The 26,080-nt window shown below is 46.7% G+C and carries 25 protein-coding genes; 10 read left to right on the top strand and 15 right to left on the bottom strand.

Features of this window, described 5'->3' with window-relative positions; genetic code table 11:
* Nucleotides 1-155: 155 nt before the first annotated feature.
* The gene (kdsA, locus tag JUB15_RS15200; protein ID WP_207513344.1) at nt 156-977 is read right to left on the bottom strand and encodes a 3-deoxy-8-phosphooctulonate synthase; all 822 of its coding nucleotides are present in this window, start codon (nt 975-977) and stop codon (nt 156-158) included.
* Nucleotides 978-1,224: 247 nt separating this feature from the next.
* Between kdsA and JUB15_RS15195 the strand changes: the two genes are divergently transcribed.
* Entirely contained in the window at nt 1,225-2,172 is a 948-nt protein-coding gene (locus JUB15_RS15195; protein WP_207513343.1) for an NAD-dependent epimerase/dehydratase family protein, read from the top strand.
* 398 nt (nt 2,173-2,570) lie between these two features.
* Nucleotides 2,571-3,806 (top strand): peroxiredoxin family protein, encoded by a 1,236-nt coding sequence (locus tag JUB15_RS15190; protein ID WP_207513342.1) that lies wholly within the window; start codon nt 2,571-2,573, stop codon nt 3,804-3,806.
* Nucleotides 3,807-3,949: 143 nt separating this feature from the next.
* On the opposite strand, the gene JUB15_RS15185 is transcribed toward JUB15_RS15190, so the two are convergent.
* A complete protein-coding gene (locus JUB15_RS15185; protein ID WP_207513341.1) occupies nt 3,950-4,699 on the bottom strand; it encodes a 3-keto-disaccharide hydrolase in 750 nt (249 codons plus the stop codon).
* Between the two features lie 144 nt (nt 4,700-4,843).
* A complete protein-coding gene (locus JUB15_RS15180) occupies nt 4,844-5,116 on the bottom strand; it encodes an acylphosphatase (RefSeq protein WP_207513340.1) in 273 nt (90 codons plus the stop codon).
* 209 nt (nt 5,117-5,325) lie between these two features.
* On the opposite strand from JUB15_RS15180, the gene JUB15_RS15175 reads away from it, so the two are divergent.
* Nucleotides 5,326-5,964: a hypothetical protein gene (locus tag JUB15_RS15175; protein ID WP_207513339.1), complete on the top strand. Its 639-nt coding sequence runs from the start codon at nt 5,326-5,328 to the stop codon at nt 5,962-5,964.
* 10 nt (nt 5,965-5,974) lie between these two features.
* Here the strand turns inward: JUB15_RS15175 and JUB15_RS15170 are convergent, their stop codons facing one another.
* Nucleotides 5,975-6,457, bottom strand: a complete 483-nt coding sequence (locus tag JUB15_RS15170) for an OsmC family protein (protein WP_207513338.1) — start codon at nt 6,455-6,457, stop codon at nt 5,975-5,977.
* A 556-nt stretch (nt 6,458-7,013) separates the two neighbouring features.
* Here JUB15_RS15170 and hisG point away from each other — a divergent pair.
* The 6 genes from hisG (at nt 7,014) to hisB (ending at nt 13,866) form a co-directional block, all read left to right on the top strand.
* Complete coding sequence (gene hisG, locus JUB15_RS15165) at nt 7,014-7,868, top strand: ATP phosphoribosyltransferase (RefSeq protein ID WP_207513337.1); 855 nt, start codon at nt 7,014-7,016, stop codon at nt 7,866-7,868.
* Between the two features lie 109 nt (nt 7,869-7,977).
* Nucleotides 7,978-9,249 carry a histidinol dehydrogenase gene (gene hisD / locus JUB15_RS15160; protein WP_207513336.1) on the top strand — a complete coding sequence of 424 codons (1,272 nt, stop codon included), beginning with the start codon at nt 7,978-7,980 and terminating at the stop codon, nt 9,247-9,249.
* A 347-nt stretch (nt 9,250-9,596) separates the two neighbouring features.
* A complete protein-coding gene (gene hisC, locus JUB15_RS15155; protein ID WP_207513335.1) occupies nt 9,597-10,652 on the top strand; it encodes a histidinol-phosphate transaminase in 1,056 nt (351 codons plus the stop codon).
* Between the two features lie 172 nt (nt 10,653-10,824).
* Complete coding sequence (locus tag JUB15_RS15150) at nt 10,825-12,117, top strand: PQQ-dependent sugar dehydrogenase (RefSeq protein WP_207513334.1); 1,293 nt, start codon at nt 10,825-10,827, stop codon at nt 12,115-12,117.
* A 155-nt stretch (nt 12,118-12,272) separates the two neighbouring features.
* Nucleotides 12,273-12,701, top strand: a complete 429-nt coding sequence (locus JUB15_RS15145) for a c-type cytochrome (protein WP_207513333.1) — start codon at nt 12,273-12,275, stop codon at nt 12,699-12,701.
* Nucleotides 12,702-12,726: 25 nt separating this feature from the next.
* Complete coding sequence (gene hisB / locus JUB15_RS15140) at nt 12,727-13,866, top strand: bifunctional histidinol-phosphatase/imidazoleglycerol-phosphate dehydratase HisB (RefSeq protein ID WP_207513332.1); 1,140 nt, start codon at nt 12,727-12,729, stop codon at nt 13,864-13,866.
* Between the two features lie 111 nt (nt 13,867-13,977).
* Here the strand turns inward: hisB and JUB15_RS15135 are convergent, their stop codons facing one another.
* From JUB15_RS15135 to JUB15_RS15125, 3 genes are all read right to left on the bottom strand, one after another.
* On the bottom strand, nt 13,978-14,592 hold the full coding sequence (locus JUB15_RS15135; protein WP_207513331.1) for a hypothetical protein: 615 nt from the start codon (nt 14,590-14,592) through the stop codon (nt 13,978-13,980).
* Nucleotides 14,593-14,658: 66 nt separating this feature from the next.
* On the bottom strand, nt 14,659-15,093 hold the full coding sequence (locus JUB15_RS15130) for a septal ring lytic transglycosylase RlpA family protein (protein WP_207513330.1): 435 nt from the start codon (nt 15,091-15,093) through the stop codon (nt 14,659-14,661).
* Nucleotides 15,094-15,106: 13 nt separating this feature from the next.
* Nucleotides 15,107-16,810, bottom strand: coding sequence for a L,D-transpeptidase family protein (locus tag JUB15_RS15125; RefSeq protein WP_207513329.1), 1,704 nt, complete (start codon nt 16,808-16,810; stop codon nt 15,107-15,109).
* Between the two features lie 68 nt (nt 16,811-16,878).
* Between JUB15_RS15125 and JUB15_RS15120 the strand changes: the two genes are divergently transcribed.
* Nucleotides 16,879-17,610 (top strand): M15 family metallopeptidase, encoded by a 732-nt coding sequence (locus JUB15_RS15120; RefSeq protein WP_207513328.1) that lies wholly within the window; start codon nt 16,879-16,881, stop codon nt 17,608-17,610.
* A 77-nt stretch (nt 17,611-17,687) separates the two neighbouring features.
* On the opposite strand, the gene JUB15_RS15115 is transcribed toward JUB15_RS15120, so the two are convergent.
* The 8 genes from JUB15_RS15115 to JUB15_RS15080 form a co-directional block, all read right to left on the bottom strand.
* A complete protein-coding gene (locus JUB15_RS15115; RefSeq protein ID WP_207513327.1) occupies nt 17,688-17,984 on the bottom strand; it encodes an MTH1187 family thiamine-binding protein in 297 nt (98 codons plus the stop codon).
* Nucleotides 17,985-18,029: 45 nt separating this feature from the next.
* Nucleotides 18,030-19,022 (bottom strand): chorismate synthase, encoded by a 993-nt coding sequence (locus tag JUB15_RS15110; protein WP_207513326.1) that lies wholly within the window; start codon nt 19,020-19,022, stop codon nt 18,030-18,032.
* 173 nt (nt 19,023-19,195) lie between these two features.
* Complete coding sequence (gene aroA, locus JUB15_RS15105; RefSeq protein ID WP_207513325.1) at nt 19,196-20,479, bottom strand: 3-phosphoshikimate 1-carboxyvinyltransferase; 1,284 nt, start codon at nt 20,477-20,479, stop codon at nt 19,196-19,198.
* A gap of 51 nt (nt 20,480-20,530) precedes the next feature.
* Nucleotides 20,531-21,553 (bottom strand): 3-dehydroquinate synthase, encoded by a 1,023-nt coding sequence (gene aroB, locus JUB15_RS15100; RefSeq protein WP_207513324.1) that lies wholly within the window; start codon nt 21,551-21,553, stop codon nt 20,531-20,533.
* 9 nt (nt 21,554-21,562) lie between these two features.
* The gene (locus tag JUB15_RS15095; protein ID WP_207513323.1) at nt 21,563-21,991 is read right to left on the bottom strand and encodes a transposase; all 429 of its coding nucleotides are present in this window, start codon (nt 21,989-21,991) and stop codon (nt 21,563-21,565) included.
* Nucleotides 21,992-22,117: 126 nt separating this feature from the next.
* Nucleotides 22,118-23,206: a chorismate mutase gene (locus tag JUB15_RS15090; RefSeq protein ID WP_242696355.1), complete on the bottom strand. Its 1,089-nt coding sequence runs from the start codon at nt 23,204-23,206 to the stop codon at nt 22,118-22,120.
* Nucleotides 23,207-23,334: 128 nt separating this feature from the next.
* On the bottom strand, nt 23,335-25,002 hold the full coding sequence (locus tag JUB15_RS15085; RefSeq protein WP_207513322.1) for a DEAD/DEAH box helicase: 1,668 nt from the start codon (nt 25,000-25,002) through the stop codon (nt 23,335-23,337).
* A 226-nt stretch (nt 25,003-25,228) separates the two neighbouring features.
* Nucleotides 25,229-26,077, bottom strand: coding sequence for a prephenate dehydrogenase (locus JUB15_RS15080; RefSeq protein WP_207513321.1), 849 nt, complete (start codon nt 26,075-26,077; stop codon nt 25,229-25,231).
* Nucleotides 26,078-26,080 lie beyond the last annotated feature (3 nt).

Here is a 26,080-nt window from a genome sequence, read left to right as displayed (position 1 = left end):
TTATAGCAGAACTTGCTGTAAGGGCATTTTCTTTTGGGGAAACGCGATATTAATATTAATTATTAGGCGTGAACGTAGGAACCCATTCACCATTGACTATTGACCATTGACTATTGACCATTGACCTTTGACTATTGACCATTCACCACTCACCATTACACCACCGCTTTCCTCAGCTTCACCAGCTTTTGCAACAAACCTTCCAGCAGGTCGAGTTTCAGCATATTGGCTCCATCACTTTTGGCAACGGCGGGATTGGGATGTGTTTCAATAAACAAACCATCAGCGCCCGATGCAATGGCAGCGCTCGCAATGGTACCGATCAATTGCGGGTTACCTCCGGTAACACCGGTTGTTTGATTGGGTTGTTGCAGACTGTGGGTGCAATCCATCACCACCGGTGCGCCATGTTCTTGCATCCAGGGAATATTCCTGTAATCGACTATCAGGTCCTGGTAACCGAAACTGTTACCCCGCTCGGTAAGGATCACATTTTCATTACCGGCCTTTACGATCTTTTCCACGGCAAATTTCATGGATGGACCGCTAACGAACTGCCCTTTCTTTACATTCACTACTTTGCCGGTTTCGGCCGCTGCGATCAGCAGGTCGGTTTGCCGGCATAAAAAGGCGGGTATTTGTAAAACATCGGCAAACTGCGCCGCAATGGCGGCCTCATCATGTGCATGGATGTCTGTTGTTACCGGTACTTTAAAAGCAGCGCCTGTTTTTTGTAACAGCTGCAAGCCGGTTTCATCGCCCAGACCGGTAAAGGAAGAAGCGCTGGTGCGATTGGCTTTCCGGTAAGAGGCTTTAAAAATATAAGGAATGCCCAGGTTGCGGCAGATAGTGGATACTTTATCTCCTACTTCCATCAACAATTCTTCACTTTCCACTACACAGGGACCAGCAATCAAAAAGAAGTTCGATTCATCGTATTGTTGTCCGGCGAAAAGGTCAGTAAGCATTTTTTTCATGCAGCAAAGGTATAAAAGTAATGTGCTAATGTGATGATGTGATAATTTGATAATGGGCTCACCTAATTTTAGCAGCTCAAAACTTATGCAATTTCTTAAATATCAAATAATTAAATCGCAGATTCGCTTTCAGCATCGCTGGCCACACAGGCATTATCACATTATCCAATTATCATATTATCACATTGGTATTTGACCATTTTTTCTTTCTTTTGCGACTATTACAAAAACTAACAGTTGTTTATTAATGATTAGAGAAAGAATACTCGTAATTGGCGCTTCAGGCCAAATTGGTGTTGAACTTACACTGGCCCTGCGCAAGATCTATGGTAATGCCAATGTCATTGCTTCTGATCTCCGGGAAGAGAACGATTTATTGAAAGGTACCGGTCCGTATGTCAGCCTCGACGTTATGAACAAGGAAATGCTGCACGTTCAGGTTATCCGGCAAAACATTACCCAGATCTATTTGCTGGCGGCCATCCTGTCGGCCACGGGTGAAAAAAATCCTAACCTTGCCTGGCATCTCAATATGCAGGGCCTGCTGAATGTGCTGGATATCGCCCGGGAAGAAAAGATCAATAAAGTATACTGGCCCAGCAGCATTGCCGTATTTGGCCCTACGTCACCCAAACAACAGTGCCCGCAGCAAACCATCATTGAACCAATAACCGTCTATGGCATCAGTAAATACGCCGGTGAATTCTGGTGTAACTATTATCACCAGCGTTACCAGGTGGATGTACGCAGCCTTCGTTATCCCGGTTTGATCTCTTACAAATCAGCACCTGGTGGCGGCACTACTGATTATGCAGTGGAAATATTTCATGAAGCACTGGAAGAAAAAAAATACACCTGCTTTTTGAAAGAAGACACTTACCTGCCCATGATGTATATGCCGGATGCTATTAAAGCAACCATTGAACTGATGGAAGCGCCGGCCAGTAATATCTCGGTTCGCACTTCGTATAATATCTCAGCAATGAGTTTCTCGCCCAAAGAAATTGCCAGCGCCATTAAGAACTATATTCCCGAATTCACTATCAATTACGAACCCGACTACCGGCAAGCTATCGCCGACAGCTGGCCGCAAAGTATTGATGATTCAGTTGCGCGCAAAGACTGGGGCTGGAAACATGAATACGATCTGTTAAAAATGACCAAGGACATGCTCGAGAACCTGCGCGACAAATAACTGATTTTGCAGGAGTAAGCGGGTAACCGTACCGGTTGTAGAATTTATTTTGTATTCCAGGAATTGTGTATTAAATTTCCTGAACAATCGGCGTAGTATTCAATAGTATATTAGTTTTTCCTGCATTTCTGGTCAGGTTCCTGATATAGCAACCTTCTAATGTGATAATTTGACATTTCGATAATTTGACAATGTATTAATTCGGGAGGTTCCATTTTTTGCAGGCTTCTCCCCGTAAGGCCATTATCATATCAAATTAACATATTCACTGTTTTTCTTTGAGCATTTAGTGCTATGTGTTGTCACCGGGGCTGTTTCAAAAAATGAAGCAGCCCCAACTTTTAGTACCATGCAAATGCACTAAACTTGCACGGTTAAATTTTGTTTAGATAAATAATATGAAAAAGATTTCCTGGATCATCGGTTTAATGACCGCTTTTGTTTTCAGTGCTGCAGCCAACCAAAAGCCGGCCGGCGGTATGTGGCGCGCCTCCCTGCAACGGGCTGATGGCTATACCATTGATTTTAGTGTTACTATACAATATATATCGGGTAAACCGGTGTGGTTTGTGCGGAATGCTGAGGAAAAGATCAGGGTAACCGCTATTGAACAAAAGCAGGATTCCATCGTGGTGCAAATGCCTTTGTTTGAATCGGAATTCAGGTTGCAACTGCTAGGCACCCACACCCTGCGGGGGGTGTGGGTGAAAGGTACTTCAACAGCAACCCAGGTAATGCCTGTGGTATTTAACTATGACCAGGCAGAACGGTTTCCCCAGGCGAAAAAAAGCAACCGCAAAATTGCCGGACGGTGGGGCGCTACTTTCTTCGATAAAAACAGAAGCAAACCGGCCGTTATTGAATTCAAACAATCGGGTAACCAGGTAGCTGGCACCGTATTAACGCCAACCGGTGATTACCGTTACCTCGAAGGGGCACTAGACGGGGACACTTTACACATGAGCACTTTCGATGGCAGCCACGCGTATTACTTCAGAGGCACCGTTCACAACGATACTGCCATTACAGACGGCTTGTTCTTTTCCGGCGCCACTTTTGTCGAAAACTGGACAGCCCGCAAAAATGAGCAGGCCACGATTCCCGATACGCTGGCAAATGTTTACCTGAAACCTGGTGAAGACCGCCTGAACTTCAGGTTTCCCGACCTGGACAGCAATATGGTATCCATTAACGATGATCGTTTCCGCAATAAAGTAGTGATCATTCAGATCATGGGCTCCTGGTGCCCCAATTGTATGGATGAGACCGCTTTCTTAAGTGAGTATTATAAAAAGAACAAACAACGCGGCATTGAAATGATCGCACTGGCTTACGAATACAGCACCGACTTTCGCCGTTCACAAAAAAGCCTGCGTAAATTCCAGCAGCATTTCAATATTACCTATCCCATGCTCATAACAGGCGTACGGGTTTCAGATACTCTGCGAACAGAAAAGACATTACCGCAAATAACGAAGATCAAAATGTTTCCCACTACCCTCTTCATTGGCCGTGATGGAAAGCTGAAAAGAACGCATAGTGGTTTTTATGGACCTGGTACTGGCGAACACTACGAGACGTTCAAGAAAGAGTTTAATACTATAGTAGACGAATTATTAAAACAAGGAACCTAGAGGGTCCTTGTCGGCAGTTACAGGTTCCAGGTTTCAGGGTTCAGGGTTCAGGTTAATACTATCCGGTTTTCCCTGCAACCTGTAACCTGAAACCTGTAACATATTGTTTACTCACTGGCACTCATTATTGCCTACGATATCACTTAGAGAGGCCGTATCCAGATGTTTCTAAAGCTTGTTGGATTGCCATGATCCTGCAACACCAGCGGTTCTTTATCGCCATGTTTCTCATAAGTGGCAATGCCAATGTACTGGGTGCTGCCCCACAGCGTGGAATTATTCTGCACCAGCACGCCATTATGCAATACGGTTATCTGTGCGCGTGATTTAACAGAACCATCTTCATAAAAGCGCGGTGCTATAAAAATGATATCATAGGTTTGCCATTCCCCGGGACCTCTGCTGGCATTTACCAAAGGGGGCAATTGTTTGTAAATACTGCCTGCCTGGCCATTGCTGTAGGTCCTGTTCTTATAGGAATCGAGCACCTGCAGTTCATACCGGCCCATTAAGAAAATACCGCTGTTGCCACGTCCCTGCCCATCGCCTTTTACTTCGGCGGGGGTACGCCATTCAACATGCAACTGGCAATCCCCAAATCCCTGTTTGGTATGAATTTCACCCGTTCCGGCCGCAACCGTCAATGCGCCATTCTCTACTTTCCATTTAACCGGGCCGTTGTCTTTTCCCGCCCAGGCATTCGCGTTTTGTCCGTCGAACAGTATGATGGCATCTGAAGGTGCGTCAGAACTGGTTTTGCCGGGCGTGATCACTTTAGGCTCGGGTTCCCATACTTCAGATAGTTTGGGATCACCCTGCCGTAAAGGTTTTTGCGCCTGTACGGCATATACACAGATAATGAAGGCAAAGGCACATACGAATCGTTTAACCATTGGTTGATAGTTTTTATTATTGAGTTGGAAAGTTAATGAAAAAGGCAACGAGGCAACGAGAACCACTAGCCGGTCAGTCGTATTAGCACATTAGCAAATCACCTCATAAGTACATTTGATTTCTCCCCCTTCAGGGGGGCGGGGTTATCGTTGAATAACGAAGCTCATAAATACCTGCTTGTCTACCTGTTTAACATCAACGCCACTTACTTTGGCATGAGGTGGTCCCTGTTTGCACCAGTGCACCAATTGATCGAGCTGGTCGGCGGTTCCGGTGGCCATAATATGCACGTTGCCATCGGGCAGGTTCTTTACCAAACCCGAGACACCCAGCTCCAGCGCCTTCTCTTTCGTGCTTTGCCGGAAATATACCCCCTGTACGAGGCCGCTTACGGTAATTGAGATGGTTTGTTCCATACCCCGAAAGTTAATAAGTAATGTGGATAATGGCTCCTGGCTGCAATAAATAAGCCACATATTAAGAGCAATCATTTCGTGAAGTTACCTGGTAATCAGCCGGAATAAAGTCAAACGGGTATAATAACGACAAGAGCGTCACACGCTATTAGCCACACTGATAAATTTTGCTATTTTTATAAGGTAATAAAAGGCAATATAAGATCCTTATGACCCTCCGTAATGCGATACAATCCATTACCCTGATCGTGGGTATTTCGTTTACAATGGCCTGGTTGGGACAATACATTCTGTATCACTATAATATTGCTGAAGCAGTATGTTTCACCAATGACTGCCCTGCTACTACGAAATCCACCATCATAGGAACTTTATTTCTCATGCTATTGTTCAGCGCCGTGTACCTGGTTTTCATTAATCCCGATCTGGCCAACAGTCCGGGTATGGAGGTAAGTATACTTCTAAGTTGTGTTATGCTGAACTTCATTTATTTCAACAGCAATACCAACGCGTACCTCTCCCTGATCCCTTATAATATTGTGACTGTTTATTTTTATTACCGGGTCAGGAACCAGCTCAAAAAGCCGTTCGCGTTCTTCACCTTCATCCTGCAGGAACTGTTCCTGTTGTTGCTGCTGGGTTGCACGTATGTGTACCTCGATGAATTGTTTGTAACCAAGAGTCTGGACCGGGATATTGTAATGTTTACGGGAGCAGAAAAAATGATGGGACGTATATTCGATTTCCTGGTGTGGACCATATTTATCTTACACGTATTGTACCTCTTCTTCAAATTCATCCTGAAGAAAACGATCCTGCGCTCCATTTCTTACCCCCCGGCCCGCTAAGTGTTCGGCGTTAAGCGTTTTGCGTTTCCGCAATCTTATAAATAGGCTTATGATGAACGGGGAAATTGCAGGAGTTGGCAATAAAACACAGGGCATTGGCCTTTTCATGTAATGCATCGGCCTTGTCTACCATTTCTTCATTGGCCACCGTGATCACCGGGAACAAGGTCACTTCGATAAAGCGGCCGCCGCCGTCAGCTGTTTCTTCCATAATGCCGGTAGCATCATCAACATACTCCATCACACGCACACCAGCCGTGGTGCATAAATGCAAGAACCATAACATGTGGCAGGATGACAGCGAAGCCACCAGCAATTCTTCAGGATTGTACCTCGTGATATCGCCCCGGAAGGCAGGGTCTGATGAGCCGGGGATCACCGGCTTGTTACCGGCGGCAATGATATGCTCTCGTTCATACGAAGTATAGGAGGCGGTGCCCTTTCCCCGGTTGCCCGTCCAGGTAATATTTACTTTGTAGTGATGCGCTTTCATAGAATCAAGTTAAGGTTATTGCCCAATTGCTGCGGGTTGCTCCGGGGTGCCTGCCGGTGCAACGGAAGGTTTACACCTCGTAAACCAGGCCATAAAGAGCAGCAATAGCAGAATAACAAATCGTTGGATGCGAGATCGGTTTGGCATAGTGCAATGTTTAATTATCCAACAATGAACAGGGAATACCAGTCTGCAAGCCTATCATTTATGTAATGTATTATTCCCTGGGTTACCGTAACAAGCCATCCCGGGCTGGTGCACGGCGGGGTTATCTATTCTGTAAGTTACACATTATTAAACGGATGCGCCCAAAATTATTTTTCAGCTTATGGTTGATCACCGGTCACCCAAAAAAAATTTTGCTGGCAGCTAATAGGTAGTATTTTTGCGGCTCATTATGATAATTTTCATACACATCCACCACCATCATCATACTTACCTCAGCAGGTAGGCCGATGGTGCTTTGTGTAGTGCCAGATATTTTTAAGGGCTTACCGCATGGTAAGCCCTTATCATTTTAAACATGGTCTGCAAGACCTTAAAACATGACATGCTGATGAAACTTCGGATCGCTATTCAGAAATCGGGACGCCTGTATGAAGATTCCGTACAACTGCTGAAAGAATGTGGTATTGCCCTGCGCAATGTAAAAGACCGCCTGAAAACAGAATCAGACAACTTTCCCCTCGAAGTGTTCTTTTTGCGCGATGACGATATTCCGCAATACGTTGAAGATGGCGTAGCTGATATTGGTATCGTAGGCGAGAACGTCCTGTACGAAAAGAACAAAAAAGCAGCTATCGTTGAAAAACTCGGCTTTGGCAAATGCCGCCTTTCCGTAGCGATCCCCCGCAACCAGCAATACGAAGGCGTGCAAAGTTTACAGGGCAAACGCATCGCCACCAGCTATCCCCTCCTCGTTAATGAATTCCTCGCTAAAAATAGTGTGCAGGCCGAGATCCATGAGATCAGCGGCTCGGTTGAAATAGCTCCCGGCATTGGCCTGGCCGATGTAGTGGCCGACCTTGTAAGCAGCGGTTCTACTTTACTGATGAATGGCCTTAAAGAAGTCGAAGTTCTATTACAATCTCAGGCAGTGCTCATCCGTAATAACAACCTGGATGCCGACCAGCAAAAACTGCTCGATAAACTGATCTTCCGCATCCGCGCAGTAAAGAAAGCCGATAACAACAAGTATGTTCTATTGAACGCGCCCAACGATAAGGTAAAGGAGATCATTGCCCTGTTGCCTGGCATGAAAAGCCCCACCGTGCTGCCGCTGGCCGAAGCTGGCTGGAGCAGTGTACACAGCGTGCTGAGTGAAGATACTTTCTGGGATATCATTGAACAGCTCAAGGCTGCCGGCGCCCAGGGCATCCTGGTAGTGCCTATTGAAAAAATGATCATATAAAGCTGAAGGCTAAAGGCTGAAGGCTGAAGGCTGAAGGCAAATAACATAAGAGTCAAAGAAACAATCATCAGGGCACAAGAAAACAAGAACAAGCCTAATTAATTTCATTATGCAAGTTTATCAATATCCGCAACGGAGTGAATGGAAGGCGTTGCTGCAACGGCCGGTGATGAATGTAGAAGCACTGGAAGGTTCTGTAAAAAATATTCTGCAGGCTGTTAAACAGGAAGGTGATGCAGCCGTAAAAAGGTTCACGCAGCAGTTTGATAAAGCTGCTATCTACAACCTCCAGGTCAATGAGGAGGAATTCACGATCGCGCAACAAGCGCTCGACGCTAAACTGAAAGCCGCCATCCTTTCGGCCAAAGTAAATATTGAAACATTTCACAAAGCACAGCTTTCGGCGCCTGAAATTATTGAGACCATGCCCGGCGTGAAATGCTGGCGCAAAAATGTGGCCATCGAGAAAGTAGGTTTGTATATTCCCGGTGGTACGGCGCCGCTGTTTTCCACTATCCTGATGCTGGGCGCTCCGGCCAGGCTCGCGGGCTGTACGGAGATAATCCTTTGCTCACCGCCCGATGCCAATGGCCAGCTGCACCCGGCCATTCTGTTTGCAGCCAAAGCAGTGGGCATTACCAAAGTATTTAAAGCAGGCGGCGTACAGGCTATCGGCGCAATGGCTTATGGCACGGAAACCATTCCGGCTGTGTCTAAAATATTCGGTCCAGGCAATCAGTATGTAACCTGCGCCAAACAACTGGTGCAACAGGATGGACTGGCCATCGACATGCCCGCCGGCCCCAGCGAAGTGGCCGTTTATGCCGATGAATCGGCGAATGCGGCCTTTGTAGCAGCCGATCTGTTGAGCCAGGCAGAACATGGCAGCGACAGCCAGGTGGTGCTGGTGAGCTGCACGCAGGCCGTCGTTGAGGATATTGAACAGGAGATCAACAAACAGGTAGCCGTACTACCGCGAAAAGACATTGCTGTAAAAGCGCTGGCCAACAGCAAACTGATCCTGGTAAATAATGAAGCAGAAGCGATTGACCTGCTGAATGAGTATGCCGCAGAACACCTCATTTTAAGTTGTAACAACCCGGAAGCCATTGCTGAAAAGATCATCAATGCAGGATCTGTATTCCTGGGCCATTATTCACCCGAAAGCGTCGGTGATTACGCCAGCGGAACCAATCATACCCTGCCCACCAATGGCTATGCCAAAGCGTACAGCGGCGTAAGCGTGGACAGCTTTGTAAAAAAGATCACGTTCCAGCAGCTGACCCAGGAAGGCCTGAAAAACATCAGCAAAACAGTTATTACCATGGCAGAAGCGGAAGGGTTACAGGCGCATGCAAATGCGGTTAAAGTTCGTTTATGATACCCTGCCCCGAAAGGGGGCATAGTAACCGGTTACCACATAGTTTGAAGTTTTCAGTTCAAAGTTTTCAGTTCCGGTTCTTAGTTCGTAAGTTTTTAGTTATTAAGTTCTTTAGTTAGTGGTTTGTGGTTTGTAACGGCAGTTCGTCGAAAAAGCGTTGGCAACTGTGATTATTTACATTAAAGTTGCGCTTTTTCGAAAATTCAATTGTACGCTTGTCCGCCAAAGCCCTGGCGAAGGCGGATTGACCATTGACCATTGACCATTGACCATTGACTATTGACCATTGGCTATTGACCATTGACCATTGACCATTGACCGTTCACGTTTCACGATAAAAAAAAAGTATGTCATTCGATTTAAATAGTTTACTAAGAGAAAATATAAAAAAGCTGGTACCCTATTCATCAGCACGCGATGAATTCAAAGGGGAGGCCAACACTTTCCTTGATGCGAATGAAAACAGTTTCGGCTCACCGCTTACCAAATGGTATAACCGGTATCCGGATCCATTACAATTGAAAGTAAAAGAAAAGCTGTCGACCATTAAAGGCGTTCCGGTGGAGAACATCTTCCTGGGAAATGGCAGTGATGAATGTATCGATGTGCTGATGCGGGCATTTTGCGAGCCAGGCGTCGATAATATTCTTATTTGTCCGCCCACCTATGGCATGTATGAAGTAAGCGCCCACATCAATGATGTTAATATCAAAAAGGTTCCGCTCACCCCGGCGTTCCAGCTCAACCTGCCGGCCATTGAAGAAGCGATCGATGACAACACCAAGATCATCTTCTTATGTTCGCCCAATAACCCTACCGGCAATTCACTGGATCGCGACGATATTGAAGTTATTCTGAACAATTACCACGGCATTGTAGTGATCGATGAAGCATATATCAATTTCTCCCGCTTTCGTTCGTTCACCCAGGAATTGAATGATTATCCCAACCTGGTGATCCTGCAAACCCTGTCAAAAGCCTGGGGCCTGGCCGCCCTGCGTGTGGGTATGGCATTTGCGTCGCAGGAGATCATTCACGTGATGAATAAAATAAAACCGCCTTACAATATTAACCAGGCTTCGCAGGAACTGACCCTGCAGGCTTTGGAAGAGGTTGGACAGGTAAATGACATGATCAAAGAAATAGTTGCCCAGCGCGATTTACTGGCGAAAGACCTGTTGACTATTCCCGTGGTTCAAAAGATTTATCCTTCAGATGCCAACTTTTTGCTGGTGCAGGTAACTGAGCCAAAGTCTTTATATAAATATTTACTCGAAAAAGGCATTGTGGTGCGCGATCGCAGCAGTGTTGAGCTGTGCGCCGGTTGTTTGCGGATCACCGTGGGCACCCCGGCAGAAAATGCGGCCGTTGTTGATGCAGTGAAAAACTGGAAACCATCCTGATCAGGTTGTTGCCAGGTACCGGTTACCGGTTTCCGGGCCATGAATGTCGATCATTCTGCCTGCAGTCGGGAACTCCGAATTTTTTGTCTGGTATCTGGGACCTGGTAACTGGTAACTAAACAGTAATTTTAAAATTCGCTTGTTTAAAAAAAGCGCTATAAACAGTTGCATTATGAAAAATTTAATGATCCTTGCATGTACAGCCGTTATAGCTGTTACTGCATTCGGCAATGATACCACCAGGCTGAAATCACCTTCGACCGGCATTGTTCAAAAAGACGACGATGGCCCGGCCATCACGTTGCCTCAGGGTTTTAAATCGGTAGTTGTAACAAGCGGATTGGGCAAGGCCCGCCACCTCACGGTGGCCGCCAATGGTGATGTATTTGTCAAGCTCGAAAAACTGAAAGATAATAAAGGCATTATCCGTTTACACGATACCAATGGCGATGGCAAAGCCGATGAAACCAGCGGCTTTGGCAATTATGTAGGCACCGGCATTGTCATAAAGAATGGTTACCTGTATGCATCTTCCAATTCGGATGTGTACCGTTACAAGATCGATGAAAAGACCGGCGCTGTAGATATTGCCTCAGAAGAAAAAATAGTAACCGGACTGGTTGATAAAAGCCAACACAATTCAAAATCACTTGCGTTGGACAACAATGGCAACATCTATGTAAACATCGGCGCTCCTTCCAATTGCTGCCAGGTGCAGGACCGCGTTAAAGGGTCACCCGGACAAGACCCCTGCCCCATCCTCGAAAAAGCAGGCGGGATCTGGCAGTTCAAAGCTGATAAAACAAACCAGTCATACGAACAAGGCGTACGATACGCGACCGGCTTGCGCAATGTAGTGGGCCTCGACTGGAATACCGAAGTAAATGACCTGTACGTTATGCAACATGGCCGCGACATGTTATACCAGTTCTTCCCCCAACTGTTCAATCAGAAAGAAGGCGCTGAAAATCCGGCTGAAGAAATGTTCCGCGTGAAGAAAGGCGCCGACTGCGGCTGGCCTTATTGCTACTGGGATATCGACAAAAACCAACAGTTACAAAATCCGGAATATGGCGGCGACCGCCAGAAGGCAGATCGCTGTGCCGACAAAACAAAATCAATTGTACAGTTCCCCGGCCATTTAGCGCCCAATGCGCTGCTGTTCTATACAGGAGATCAATTCCCCGCCAAATACAAAAACGGCGCTTTTATCGCCTTTCATGGCTCGTGGAACCGAGCTCCCGAACCACAGGCTGGTTTCTTTGTCGTGTTCGTACCGTTCAAGGACGGCATGCCCAATGGAAAATGGGAGGTATTTGCTGACGGCTTCTCCGGTTTTCAACAGGGCGGATCAACCGGTAAAGCGAAATACCGCCCCTGCGGGCTGGCACAAGGCCCCGATGGCTCGCTGTATGTTTCCGATGACAACAATGGGACGATATGGAAAGTGAGTTATGGCAAGTAAAGTCAGTTACCAGTTACCAGTTGCCGGTTGCCAGGCTCTAAATGCATGCTGCCTGACAATAATTAAACTGTATAAATTTTTAGCCCGGTAACTGGTAACCGGTACCCGGTAACAATTCATCAACACCCAACCAATCACAGTTAAACTAATCATATATGAAAAGAACGATGCTCATAGTACTGGTATTATTCATTGCCACCGCATTTGCATTTCAACAAAAACAGCAACAACCAGCCAGGTTAAAAGCGGCGATGGCCAGAGGTAAAACGGTGTATGAAAATGCCTGCCTGGCCTGTCACCAGCCCGATGGCAGCGGCGTACCAAACATGAACCCGCCCCTGATAAAAACAAAATGGGTGCTGGGTGATAAAAAAGCCCTCACCAGGATTGTACTGAAAGGCTTACAGGGTGGTGAAATTGAAATTGACGGGGATAAATTCCACAATCCCATGCCTCCGCAGGAATCAGTGTTGAATGATCAGGAAATTGCTGATGTTTTAACGTATGTTCGCAATAGCTTTGGGAATAAAGCCAGCATGGTGACGGCTGCTGAAGTAAAAGCCCTGCGCGCCAAGCTCAAATAACAATTGAACTTTTAAAATAACTTTTTTGAAACGGATTTTATTCATCGATCGCGACGGAACCTTAATTAACGAAGCGCCTCCTACGTACCAGTTAGATTCTTTTGACAAGCTCACTTTTTATCCGAACATGTTCGAGTACATGGGCCGCATTGCCCGTGAACTGGATTATGAACTGGTAATGGTCACCAACCAGGATGGCCTGGGCACTGATGCTTTCCCGGAAGACACCTTCTGGCCCCTGCATAACCTGGTGATGAAAAGTCTGGAAGGTGAAGGCATTCATTTCAGCGCCGTTCATATCGACCGTTCATTTCCCAAAGACAATGCCCCTACCCGCAAACCTGGGACGGGCATGCTCACACAATATCTGAACAATCCGGCGTATGATATTGCCAACTCCTATGTGATCGGCGATCGTATCACCGATGTACAGCTGGCCAAGAACCTCGGTTGTAAAGCCATCTGGCTGAACCAGGACCCCAACCTGGGCGCCGGTGAAATAAGTGATAAGATAAATGAATTGCGTCCGGTGATTGCCCTGGAATCTACGCACTGGAGCACCATTTATGAATACCTGAAACTGGGCCTGCGCAGAGTGGTGCATGAACGCAATACCAATGAAACGCAGATCAAAATAGACCTGAATGTAGATGGCAGCGGCAAGGGTGCTATTTATACCGGTCTCGGCTTTTTTGATCATATGCTCGATCAAATCGCGCGCCATGGTAAAATGGACCTTACCATTCGGGCAAACGGTGATCTGCATATCGATGAACACCACACCATTGAAGATACCGGTATTGCACTTGGTGAAGCATTTGCCAAAGCTCTGGCCGACAAACGGGGTATGGAGCGTTACGGTTTTGCATTACCGATGGATGAAGCCGATGCCAAAGTACTGATCGATTTCGGCGGCCGCAACTGGATCGTATGGAATGCCGAATTCAAAAGAGAACGCATAGGTGAAATGCCAACAGAAATGTTCTTTCACTTCTTTAAATCGTTTTCAGATGCAGCCCGCTGCAACCTGAATATCGAATGCCACGGTGATAATGAACACCATAAAATAGAAGCCATCTTCAAAGCTTTCGCCAAAGCGATACGCATGGCGGTTAAGCGTGATCCGTTATCGAACTATCTCCCTTCTACCAAAGGTGTGCTGTAGCCTGATTAATCAGTTCTTCAGTTATTAAGTTATTAAGTTATTTAGTTCTAACTAACGAACTAAATAACTTAATAACTTATAAATTTTGAACTGTGAACTATGAACTGTAAACTATTGAGGCAACACAGAACGATGAACCACCTTCTTCCTCCCGATATTCCCTGCAAGGCCAATACTGTAATAGAAATGATTGCTTACTGTTTCGGTAACCGCTACCCGGTATTGTGCATTAAAAACAAAGAAGACTTCATCGAAGAGATTTACCTGTAAGCCGGTGCCGGCAGGAATGAATGCGCCCCAGTAACTTCTGAACTTGGAAATGCCCGTGCCTATTTGCAGGAAGGGACTCACCCAATACCGGTTTGAAAACAATTTTCCTTTAATAGATACATCGCCTTCCAGCAACAGGTTATCCTGCCCCAGCAACACGTCATCCTGTTTATAATAATCCAGGAAACTACCGGTCAATGTACCCGTAAAATCGAAATACTTCGTTAACCCGTTGATGAAGTTCAATGCCAGTCCGGGCGACATATCTTTCAGCTTGCCGAATTGTGAATTCCGCAGCGCCTGGCGCAGCGAAGTAGCGCGGATATTCGCAGCCGATTTGAAATCATTGAAGAAAAAATAGATCCCCAAGGTAGGTCGCTGTATATAATCGTCCTGACTATATGCAGGGGCTACTAATGACAGGACAGCCAGCAGAAATCCTACATGTTTTTTCATATCCGGCCGGTTTGGGAAGAACCGTTCGGGCAAAAATAGCCGGTACCTGTAAACTGGAGAAATTAATTATTGATTGCCGGCCACCATCTGGTCTTCCGGTTTCTTTTTACCCAGATACTCGATCTTAACTTTGGTTAAGCCACGGCCGGTATAGCCCAGGGCGACAGCGGCCGATTTACTCATATCGATCAAACGGGGGTTGGCCGGGTGCATGCGGTCGTTGATCCATACTACCACCGATTTATCATTTCTCAGATTGGTAACGCGGATCCAGCAATTGAGCGGGAGGGTATTACAGGCTGCGGTCAGTTTTTTCTGGGTGAACACCTCGTCGGTGCAGGTACGCAGGCCTTCGAACTTATCGGCATAAAAACTAGCCACACCATACTGAGTTACAGGCACATTTCTTTTCTTGTTCAATGCCACGCTATCTACTTTCTGTTGCGCTTTTGACGCAACAGCCGCACACATCAGGACTGTTAAAACCAATATATTTTTCATGGTATAGAATTTATCAAAGGGTCTTGGTATCGAAGTATCGCTCACTCAATAACCTGTCTTCCCCATATACATCATTATAAAACTTAATGCTTCCGTTCTTCGCTTCACAGGTAAAATACCTGATAAAAATGGGCACCCGGGGGAACCCGGAAACCACATGTTTTTCCCGCCTGTCTATCCAGCTCCGCAACGTGTCGGGCGGATATCGCAGCGTATCATTCCTTACCAAAAAATCGGCCAATTTCATGAAATCCTTGATCCTTACACATCCATGACTCAAGGCCCGGTTCTCTTTAGAGAATAGCCAGCGGGCATTGGTATCGTGCAAATAAACAGCGTATTTGTTTGCAAAATTGAACTTCAACACCCCCAGCGAGTTATCGTCACCCTGCCGTTGTTTTATCAGAAAGGGAAAATAATGCTTGCTGTATCGCTTCCAGTTCACGCTGTCCGGATTCATTACACTGTCGTTCTTGTCAACCACCATCAGGTTCTGCTTCCGCAAATAGTCGGGATTGGCCTTGATCTTTGGTAACATTTCATTGAAAATGATACTGTAAGGAACCGTCCATTGCGGATATGTAATGAAATTCGATACATTCGATGTCAGCAGCGGCGTCCTTGTCTTAGGCTGCCCCACTATAACGTTCGATTCCATCTTCACAGTACCCGAATCAACAATGCACATTTTGAAGGCCGGAATGTTCACCCAGATATAAGTCGTTGGCATTGAATCTGGTAACAATTTATACCTGTCCAGCGTAATGGCAATCCTTTTAAACTTTTCCCAATCCGTATTATTCAGGCTGTTGATCGTGTTAAGGTTCAATTTTCCGGTCTCTGCAAGCCCTTTCTTTCGCTGGTATCTGGCGATCACCATCTTAAGCGACGTAGTGTCGAGATAATCATAAGGCGATTCCAGTAACTCCTCTTCAAACAGCCGCTGCTTGAGGTTGTTGACATAATCCATGGAATTATTAGGCGGCGAGGGAATATATGTATATCGTTTAAGAGGTTCTACTGATCGGAGCATTTTCTGCAGCTCGAATTTCAGCGAGTCGTACGCCATGTGTTTGGGCTCCAGGGCGTGCATCAAAGTATCTACCTGGCCTGTTTGCTGCAGCGAGTCGAACAAACTGAGGTAGGCGCTTCTGGTAAGCGTGTCTTTGCGTAACGTGACGCTGTCATACGGCAGCCGGCCCCGGTGCAGGTCGCTGCAAATTCTGAAAAAAGCGTCGGTGAGCAGCAATTCGCCCCGCGACCACAGCGCAGCGTCTTTTTGAGCGAGCGTGTCCTCCGTGGTTTTAGTGCGGATGTTGTTTAAGATATTGTAATGATAGTCAGTGGGAAATAATCCATAATCCTTCGACTGGCCAATAAAGTGCAGCAGCGAATCGCTCAGCGGCAGCCATTTTTCCTGGCGGCTCCAGATGGGTTCAAAGTTTCTTTTTTGATAAACTTCGTGAACGAGCGAGTCTTTTGCAAAATACATGGAGTCGTTCAGCACCCCGTTACTGGCCAGAATGAATTCGAGGGCCGACTGAATATTCCTGGGGATGCGGATATTCAGTGCTTCGGGCTGTTCTACAATGTCTTTTTCTTTTGGCTGGGGAGGCTTAACGGCCGCTTTTCCGCGTCCATGGCAGGCAGCCAGGCCGAGCGCTACAATGATCAAACACCAATGAAGGCGGGAAAGAATACATTTTTTCATGTTCATGGATCCTGGTTATCCGGAATAAAAGTTTGTATCTTTTCAGTGACTGACCTGCCTTTAAACCGGTTGCAATGTTATACAAAATAGTACTTCACCGTTGTATTTACATCCTGGCTTTCCTTATTTTTTTCCACGTGCTGCCGGGCCGCGGACAAGAAACAGGCGTTAGCCGGTACGGCGTGCCAGTCATAAATAAATTCACTGATTATCAATTATCTGTACACAATGATTCTGCCAAAAAAATGGTGGAACTGCTAAAATTTATGCCGGGTCTGGTGCTCGATCTGCGCTATGCCGGCGCCAACAATTTTACCCACCGGCAAATGTATGTGCCGGCGCCCCGCTGCACGTTCCTGCGGCTGCCTGCTGCCAGGGCCCTGGCGGCGGTTCAAAAAGAATTGAACAGCCAGGGCTATGGGCTGAAGATATTCGATGCTTACCGTCCATACAGCGTTACGGTAAAATTTTGGGAACTGATTGGCGATGAGCGCTATGTGGCTCATCCAGGGAAAGGATCAGGACACAATCGCGGCCTGGCGGTTGACCTTACGATCATCGATCTTAACACCCGCCATGAGTTGGATATGGGAACCGGCTTTGATAATTTTACCGACACGGCCCATCATAGTTTTACTGCTTTGTCACCAGCCGTACTGGCCAACCGGAAGCTGTTAAAAGAAACGATGGAAAAACATGGTTTTACTAAACTGGAAACGGAGTGGTGGCACTTTTTCTGGAGCAATGATCGTGGATATGAGGTACTTGATCTTCCTTTTAATGATTTACTTTCCAACAGCAAGTAAATGTTACGGTTTACAAGTTGCAGGGCATTCAATGTAAATCATAAAGACTATCCCCCTGTCACCTGAAATCTGTAACTCTATCTAAACTTCGAAATCTTTTCATCACCAGTTACATTGCTACTACTACGAACCTGGATCTGCAAATTAGTGATCCACTCGGCGCATCCCTTCTGGTATAGGAATTCATTTACCTGGTGAATCACCTTCATTACGTCATCATACGTTCCTTCGAGCACAGTCGCGAAAGGACCTACTTCATATTTGATCCCGGATTGTTGAATAATGGCAATGGCATCATCAACCCACTGGTAAGGATGTTTGTCGAGTACAATAGGAACTATTTGTATAGAAGCATTGATGATGTAAGAATGCATTGTTGTTTATGGTTTGCTGGTAAGGAATATGATGTAGCAGCGGCATTACACCAGTCGTTTGATGCGTTGCTCCAGCAACAGCAGGTCGGCCAGCACCATGGCAGTAACCGCCTCCAGTACAACAGGTACACGCAGGGCAATACACAGATCGTGGCGGCCCTTTACGGAGAACGCTTCCTGTTCACCGGTTTCCCAGTTCAGCGTCTGTTGTTCTTTGGGAGTGGAGGAAGTCGGTTTTACTGCAATGCGGAAAACCAGTTCATTGCCATTGGTAATTCCACCCACGATGCCACCGGCATGGTTGGTGCGGGTTTTACCGGTCATATCTTCAATAGCATCGTTGTGTTCGCTTCCATACATCCGCGCAGCGGCAAAGCCGGTGCCGAATTCAATGCCGCGGATGGCAGGGATGGCAAATACCGCATGACTGATCAGTGATTCGGCTGAATCGAAGAAAGGTTCGCCCAGCCCTGGCGGCAGACCGGTTACGCGGCATTCAACAATACCACCAATAGAGTCTTTATGATCGATCGCATTTTGTAAGCCTTTCTCGAGGTCTTTTTCACCGCCGATCTCCAGGATGCTGGCGGTTACTTTGGCATCACCCAACAGTTTTTTGGCAATTACACCGGCAGCTACCAGGCTCACGGTTAACCGGCCACTGAAATGGCCGCCGCCGCGGTAATCTTCATGTCCGCCAAACTTTTGATGAGCAACAAAATCAGCATGGCCCGGGCGGGGAACAGCGCGTTGCTTTTCGTAGTCGCCTGAACGCGTATTCTTGTTTTCGAATAAAATGGTCAGCGGAGCGCCGGTTGTTTTGTTGTTGAACACCCCGCTTTTAAAAATAGGCAGATCATCCTCTTTACGCGGCGTGGTACCTTTTTGGGTACCGCCTTTCCGGCGTTCTATATCTGCCAGGAAATCTTCTACCGATAATGGCAAACCGGCAGGACAACCATCAATATTCAAACCCACACTTTCACCATGCGATTCTCCGAATATGGTTACTTTGAATATGCGACCGAAACTGTTCATTGTATTGTAATGTTCTTCTTTTAATATTAGAGCGCTTCAGCATACAATATGCGTGCAGCAACTAACAATATGTTACAGGTTGCAGGTCTCTGGTTACATGGCGTACATTTCATTATGTTCCCTGGAACATGTAACCTGTAACTTGTAACCCTTAATTACACTCATATCTACCATTACGGCTTTGTACCCGCTTTGCTTACAATGGCACCCAAAGCTGTAATATGCTCATAAAAATCAGGATAGGATTTACTCACCGCCTGGGCTTCGCTGATCACGGTTTCACCGGTTGCTTTTAAAGCAGCTACGGCGCAGGCCATCGCTATGCGGTGGTCGTGGTGCGAATGTACGGCAGCGCCTTTCAGTCCGTTGCCACCTTTGATGAGCATCAGGTCATCCTGCAGTTGAATGTCAACGCCCATTTTGCCAAACTCTTCCTGCAGTGTTAAGGCGCGGTTGCTTTCTTTATGGGTTAACCGGGTTACGCCTTCAATAACGGTAGTGCCTTTGCAATAAGCAGCCAGGGCTACCAGGGGCGGAAACAGGTCAGGACATTCTGTTGCATCGAACTGGAAAGCTTTCAAGGCAGCAGGTCCGATCTCAATTTGCTCAGGTTGTATGCTCATGCGGGCGCCGCAAGCCTGCAATGCCTGCAGTACGGCGCGGTCGGCCTGGGTCGATTGTACATCGAGTCCCATTACGGTGATATCGCCGGCAATGGCGCCGGTCACCAGCAGGAAGGCCGCCCCACTCCAGTCACCTTCTACGGTATAAATTATCCGTTCAGATGGAGGATTGATTGTTCCGGTAAAATGAAAGGCTTCATAATTCCTGTTCTCTACCTGCCAGCCAAACTGTTTCATTACCGTTAAGGTAAGATCGATATACGGCTTACTTTTCAGGTTGTTCACCGTTATGGTTACGCCTTTGGCATTTGAAGCGGCATAACCGAATAAGAGGCCGGTCAGGAATTGTGAGCTCAAAGAGCCATCGATGGTAATATTTTTGGGCTGCAGTGGTCCTTTCACGTGCAAGGGCAGTTTGCCTTCGCGCGAATTGATCTCAACACCCAGCTGCGGCAACACTTCATCAAAGAAATCCATCGGACGGTTCACCAGGCTGCCCTCGCCATTGATGGTAATACGTTTATTACTCAATGAGATAATCGGCGTGAACATGCGGATGCCCAAACCACTTTCGCCACAATTAACAGCGCCGCTTTCGGGATTTACGCCACCGCCGGTGATCTGCAAACTGCCGTCGTCCATTTTCTGTACTACAGCACCCAGGTCCCTGATAACACCCAGCGCTGCATTATCGTCATTTGAATGACCGGGATTGCGAATGATGGTGGTTCCTTTGAAGAGTAATGACGCTGCACATCCTCTTTGCATCGAGCTTTTAGAGGCAGGCGCCTGTATGGTTCCTTTTATTTCAGATGGTTGAATTGTTACTCTCATAAGTTGATCAGTTGACCAGTTAACTAGTTAACTGGTCAACTTGTTAACTGATTAACTAAGTTCATTAATAATTTTCTCCAGCTCCGCCATAGGTATGGGCTTAACGATCCCCTTCCCTATCTTTTCCAGCAGCACAAAATTCATTTCTTTTTGCTCCCGCTTTTTATCCATCTTCAATACCTCAAATGCTTTGGGTTTATCGAAGTTGGCCAGCGTGGGCAATCCATATTGATCAAGCGTTTGTATAACCCGGTCACTGTCTTTAAAACGCACCAGCTTTTCCGAGATCTGGCAGGCGGCTGTCATACCGATGCTGATGGCCTGGCCATGGCTGAGCTCATACATATTTTCAATAGCATGCCCCAGGGTATGGCCAAAGTTCAGCAGGCGCCGTTCTGCTTTCTCAAATTCATCGGCCTGCACTACAGTTGATTTTATATCTGCATTGCGGCGAATGAGTTTGGCTAAAGCGGGTTTGTTTTTCTGGTAATGGGTAAGCTTGTTCTTTTCAAGCTCTTTGAATAAGGACAGGTCTTTTATACAACCATGTTTGATGATCTCGGCAAAACCGTTCACCCATTCCTGTTTGGGCAAAGATTTCAGAAAGCTATAGTCGTACAATAAAAATTGCGGCTGTCGGATGGTGCCTACTAGATTTTTATAAATGCCTACATCAATTCCATTCTTGCCACCGATGGAAGCATCTACCATGGCCAGGATGGTGGTAGGTACAAAGCCACATCTGATGCCCCGCATGTAAACTGCGGCTACATAACCGGTAATATCGGTAACCACCCCGCCACCGATACCTATGAGCCAGGTACTGCGGTCGGCTTTGAACTCGATCAGTTGTTCTATGATCGAATCAACGGTAGCCTGCACTTTATATTCTTCACCGGGCTTCAGGGAAATGCAGTTCCACCCCTTCAGCTTTTTTTTATGGGCCTGGAAAATATGTTCATCCGTGATCAGCACCGCGTGTTCCTTGCCGATCATTTTTTCCAGCCGGGAAAAATCAGCATCGAAATAATAGTTCACGGTGGCTGCAGTAAACTGGTAACTTTTTGTTTGCATACGCGCTAATCAAACTTGAATTTTCTGAAACACTTCCAGCTCACTTTCCAGCGTCTTCGTTTTGTGGTGTTCTTCCTGTTTTTCAATATAATCAAGCACCTGTTTTACGCTGCTTGGGCTAACGCTCAATGCGGCGATGTTTTCGTCCCACTCAAAATGGCTTTTGATGAAATTGCCTTCATTGATCCAGGCGGCTGATTCGGTACGGATGCTCTTCATTATCTGGGCCAGATTCTGCGTTGGCATCATTTGCACGACAGCATGCATATGATCATCGGTGCCGTTCACCGACAGCACATTGATGCCATTCTCGGCTGCATGCTTCTTAATGTGTGCAAATAAAACAGTACGAACAGGCTTCGTCAACAAAGGCTCTTTATTCTTTACACAGGTTATAACATGTATGAACAAATACACTTTGCTGTTTTGGCTTGTCATTTGGAAGTCTTTATCGTGAATGGTCAATTGTCAATGGTCAATAATTTCTCGATTTTGAATTTCCCGGGTAATCCGGAACCTCCAGATCCGTGAGCTATTCACCATTCACCATTGACCATTCACATCTTATGAATTCATGATCTTGTTCTGGTGGTTAATGCTCTCCATGTGTACAGCATCAAAATATTTGGTGATGAACTCTTTGCTCAGGTTCAGTTTTTCACCTTTTTTGAATGCTCTGTCGAGGATCTCATTCCAGCGGTTGGTTTGCAGAATGGTGATGTTATTGTTCTTTTTGTATTCACCGATCTTTTCTGCAATGCTCATACGCTGACTTAAGATCTGCATCAGTTCATCATCGAGGTGATTGATCTGCTGACGCAATTTTTCGAGAGCGGCATGATATTCTTCGGAGTTAACATCTTCTCTGCGCCATGCGATCTGACCGATCATTTCACCCAGTCTTTCGGGGGTAACCTGTTGTTTGGCATCGCTCCAGGCTTTATCGGGATCGATATGGCTTTCGATGATCAATCCGTCCATATCCAGGTCAATAGCTTTCTGGGCTACATCGAGCAGGATATCGCGGCGACCACTGATATGTGAAGGATCGTTGATCATTAATAATTCCGGATTGCGGCGTTTCATTTCGATGGCCAGGTGCCACATAGGCGCATTCCGGTATTCGGTATTACCATAAGAACTGAATCCGCGGTGGATCAAACCAATCTGTTTGATGCCTGCCTTGGCCACACGCTCAACAGCACCGGTCCACAGTTCCAGGTCAGGATTAATAGGGTTCTTGATCAACACGGGTACATCAACACCACGCAAAGCATCTGCTACTTCCTGTACACTGAACGGGTTAACAGTGGTACGGGCACCGATCCACAATACGTCTACATCAAAGGTCAGTGCATCTTCTACCTGCTTTGCAGTAGCTACTTCTACAGTCACTGGTAAGCCGGTGATCTTTTTGGCTTGCTGCATCCAGGGTAAACCTTTTGTTCCAATTCCTTCAAAACTTCCCGGACGTGTACGTGGTTTCCAAATGCCGGCACGCAGCATGTCTACCTTACCTGTTTTTGCCAGCCGGGTAGCGGTTTCCAGAACCTGCTCTTCCGTTTCGGCACTGCAGGGTCCACTGATAATCATCGGGCGTTTTTTCCATACCTGTTGCACGGTCTCTCTCATGGTTGTTGATGTTTGTTGCATACAATTGTTAATTTGCTAATTTGCTAATGTGATAATCTGCTAATGTTAAATGATATAATTGCTAATTGAAATTATTGTCAGTGGTTTTCCAATTAGCTAATTAGCAAATTATCAAATTAGCTAATTGGTTAGCGTCTGCTATCCGCTTCGTTCATCCTGATCCTTCTTCCCTTGTAATTTCTTCCATCAATAGCCTGGATCATCTGACGGGCTGCCCGTTTATCGATCTCGATCCAGCTATTCATTTCCTTCATATCTATTCTTCCAAGCACATCTTTTTGCAGTTCGCTCATATCTAAAATGAACTGCAGAAAACTGGCTTTATAAAAACCGTCCTTGGTACCAAGGTTCACAAACAACTTGGTATAATCGCCACCACCAGCGAATTTGCGGCCCCTGGTATCGGTGTATGGTTTTCTGTCGCCATCGCGCCGAACGGTCAGGCGTTCGCCTCTTTCGCGGCGTTGTTCCCGTACGTTCAGGTCTTCGGCATTCTCGTAATATTTCAAAAAGCGGTCAAACTCCAGGGCGGCCACGCGTTTCAAAATGTCTTCCTTGCTCATATCGGCGAACTTCTCTTCAAGCATGGGTACATACGTCTCATAATCGCCATGGTTCACCTCCAGTTGCAACAGCTTGTCCATGAAGTGGTAGAACTGTTTACGGCAAACATCCTTACCGGTAGGGATCTCCAGCTTATGGAAAGGCGCCTGTACAATGGTTTGTATCTGCCGCATCTTTCCCAGTTCGCGCACATGCACGATCGACATACATACCCCGGTCTTACCGGCACGGCCGGTTCTTCCGCTTCTATGGGTGTATACTTCCACATCATCGGGCAGCTCGTAGTTGATCACATGCGTGATGCCCGATACGTCGATACCGCGGGCGGCCACATCTGTTGCTATCAGGAGCTGTAAGGTCTTATCCCTGAAATCACCCATCACCTTGTCGCGCTGCTGCTGGGTAAGGTCGCCATGCAATGCATCGATATCGTATCCTTCGCGGGTTAACTTCTCGGCAATATCCTGGGCATCGGCTTTTGTACGCGTAAAAATGATGCCGTAAATGCCAGGATTGAAATCGATCAGTCTTTTCAGTGCTTCATACCGGTGCTGAGCACTGGTGATGTAGTACTGGTGATCGATGTTCTTGTTGGCTGAATTCACTTTGCCCACTGTTACTTCAACGGGCTCTTTCATATAGCGCTTGCTCACGCGGCGAATTTCCGGTGGCATGGTAGCGCTGAACAACCAGGTGCTTTCGCGTTTGGGCGTGTTCTGCAAAATGAATTCAATATCTTCCTGGAAGCCCATGTTCAACATCTCATCGGCTTCATCCAGGATGACATACTGGATCTGCTCAAGGTCGATTGCCTTGCGTTCTATCAGATCGATCAAACGGCCGGGTGTGGCTACAACGATCTGCACACCTCTTCTCAAATCACGTATCTGCTGGCCTATAGGCGCGCCGCCATAAACAGCCGCCACATACATACCGGGTATAAACTTTTTGAATCCTTCAATTTCATTCACGATCTGCATGCACAATTCCCTTGTCGGACACACCACTAATGCCTGGGGATGCTTCAACTGCTCATTCACCAAATGCAACAGGGGCAACCCAAATGCAGCCGTTTTACCGGTACCTGTTTGCGCCAGTCCCACCAGATCTTTTGTTCCGCTCAACAACACAGGAATGGCTTTTTCCTGTATCGGGGTGGGGTTAGTAAATCCTAAAGCATTGGTAGCCTGTATCAGCCGTTCATCCAATCCCAATGCATCAAATGTTATCATAGTCAGAAAATTTGGCGCAAAGGTACTGTTATTATGGCCGTTGACCAATTTAATCCTGTTCAAAGAGCAATTTGATTATATCCAGTTCGGCTGGGACCTTCAGAGCCCCTTTTCAGGGTTACGAGCCCGCTGTATTAGTGCTGTTACAAGTTCCAGGTTTCAGGTTGCAGGGAGTACAACTTCAAAAAATGTGATCCCCTGTAACTTGTAACCTGTATCCTGGAACTCATTTTAGTATTCGTTTGATCTTATTCGCCTGCTCTATCAACTCCAGCAAATAAGCATAGTTCTCCTTCTCCAGGCAGGCCTTGAACTTGCGCAGCTGGCTGATATGTTCATTCAGCACATCCAGCACGTTCTCGCGGTTCTGTTTGAAAATAGGCACCCACATCGCCGGGTTACTCTTTGCTAAACGAACCGTACTCTCAAAACCACCACCTGCCAGCTCGAAAATGGTATCTTCTTCTTTTTCCTTTTCCAGTACCGTATTGGCCAGGGCAAAGGAAGTGATGTGCGAAATATGGCTTACATAGGCCGTATGCATATCATGGCTGTCGGCATCCATGTATACCAGGTGCATACCCAATTGACGGTAAATGTCTTCAATGGTTGCAACCGCGGCTGCATCACTTTTTTCTTTTTCACAGATCACACAGGAACGGCCGGCAAATGCATTCCGCACAGCTGCTTCCGGACCGCTGTATTCCGTACCCCACATAGGATGGGTGGCCACAAACCGGTGACGCATGGGATGGCTGGCTATGGCAGAACACAAAGCATGTTTGGTGCTGCCTGCATCGGCCACGATCTGTTTATCGGTTATCATGTCCATCACCTGTTGCATAACGCCGATGGTAGCATCAACCGGGATGGCCACATAAATGAGATCGGCCTGTTTTACCGCTTCGTCCAGGGGCAGCGCTTCATCTATGAGGCCCAGCTCTATGGCCTTCTGTGCACTTGCCTCCGTACGGCTTACACCGATCACTTTTTTAACCAGCGCCCGCTCTTTCAGGGCCAGGCTGAAGGAACCGCTGATTAATCCTACACCAACTATGGTAACGGTATTGAACATGCT

Origin of the sequence: Longitalea luteola (assembly GCF_017356035.1) — a bacterium.
In the GTDB taxonomy this organism is placed as follows: Bacteria; Bacteroidota; Bacteroidia; order Chitinophagales; family Chitinophagaceae; genus Niastella; species Niastella luteola.
This window is presented reverse-complemented; position numbering and strand designations above follow the sequence as displayed.

Coding starts and splice junctions, on each gene's coding strand:
- kdsA (WP_207513344.1), bottom strand. CDS start 977: ATGAAAAAAATGCTTACTGACCTTTTCGCCGGACAACAATACGATGAA.
- JUB15_RS15195 (WP_207513343.1), top strand. CDS start 1,225: ATGATTAGAGAAAGAATACTCGTAATTGGCGCTTCAGGCCAAATTGGT.
- JUB15_RS15190 (WP_207513342.1), top strand. CDS start 2,571: ATGAAAAAGATTTCCTGGATCATCGGTTTAATGACCGCTTTTGTTTTC.
- JUB15_RS15185 (WP_207513341.1), bottom strand. CDS start 4,699: ATGGTTAAACGATTCGTATGTGCCTTTGCCTTCATTATCTGTGTATAT.
- JUB15_RS15180 (WP_207513340.1), bottom strand. CDS start 5,116: ATGGAACAAACCATCTCAATTACCGTAAGCGGCCTCGTACAGGGGGTA.
- JUB15_RS15175 (WP_207513339.1), top strand. CDS start 5,326: ATGACCCTCCGTAATGCGATACAATCCATTACCCTGATCGTGGGTATT.
- JUB15_RS15170 (WP_207513338.1), bottom strand. CDS start 6,457: ATGAAAGCGCATCACTACAAAGTAAATATTACCTGGACGGGCAACCGG.
- hisG (WP_207513337.1), top strand. CDS start 7,014: ATGAAACTTCGGATCGCTATTCAGAAATCGGGACGCCTGTATGAAGAT.
- hisD (WP_207513336.1), top strand. CDS start 7,978: ATGCAAGTTTATCAATATCCGCAACGGAGTGAATGGAAGGCGTTGCTG.
- hisC (WP_207513335.1), top strand. CDS start 9,597: ATGTCATTCGATTTAAATAGTTTACTAAGAGAAAATATAAAAAAGCTG.
- JUB15_RS15150 (WP_207513334.1), top strand. CDS start 10,825: ATGAAAAATTTAATGATCCTTGCATGTACAGCCGTTATAGCTGTTACT.
- JUB15_RS15145 (WP_207513333.1), top strand. CDS start 12,273: ATGAAAAGAACGATGCTCATAGTACTGGTATTATTCATTGCCACCGCA.
- JUB15_RS15135 (WP_207513331.1), bottom strand. CDS start 14,592: ATGAAAAAACATGTAGGATTTCTGCTGGCTGTCCTGTCATTAGTAGCC.
- JUB15_RS15130 (WP_207513330.1), bottom strand. CDS start 15,093: ATGAAAAATATATTGGTTTTAACAGTCCTGATGTGTGCGGCTGTTGCG.
- JUB15_RS15125 (WP_207513329.1), bottom strand. CDS start 16,810: ATGAACATGAAAAAATGTATTCTTTCCCGCCTTCATTGGTGTTTGATC.
- JUB15_RS15120 (WP_207513328.1), top strand. CDS start 16,879: ATGTTATACAAAATAGTACTTCACCGTTGTATTTACATCCTGGCTTTC.
- JUB15_RS15115 (WP_207513327.1), bottom strand. CDS start 17,984: ATGCATTCTTACATCATCAATGCTTCTATACAAATAGTTCCTATTGTA.
- JUB15_RS15110 (WP_207513326.1), bottom strand. CDS start 19,022: ATGAACAGTTTCGGTCGCATATTCAAAGTAACCATATTCGGAGAATCG.
- aroA (WP_207513325.1), bottom strand. CDS start 20,479: ATGAGAGTAACAATTCAACCATCTGAAATAAAAGGAACCATACAGGCG.
- aroB (WP_207513324.1), bottom strand. CDS start 21,553: ATGCAAACAAAAAGTTACCAGTTTACTGCAGCCACCGTGAACTATTAT.
- JUB15_RS15095 (WP_207513323.1), bottom strand. CDS start 21,991: ATGACAAGCCAAAACAGCAAAGTGTATTTGTTCATACATGTTATAACC.
- JUB15_RS15090 (WP_242696355.1), bottom strand. CDS start 23,206: ATGCAACAAACATCAACAACCATGAGAGAGACCGTGCAACAGGTATGG.
- JUB15_RS15085 (WP_207513322.1), bottom strand. CDS start 25,002: ATGATAACATTTGATGCATTGGGATTGGATGAACGGCTGATACAGGCT.
- JUB15_RS15080 (WP_207513321.1), bottom strand. CDS start 26,077: ATGTTCAATACCGTTACCATAGTTGGTGTAGGATTAATCAGCGGTTCC.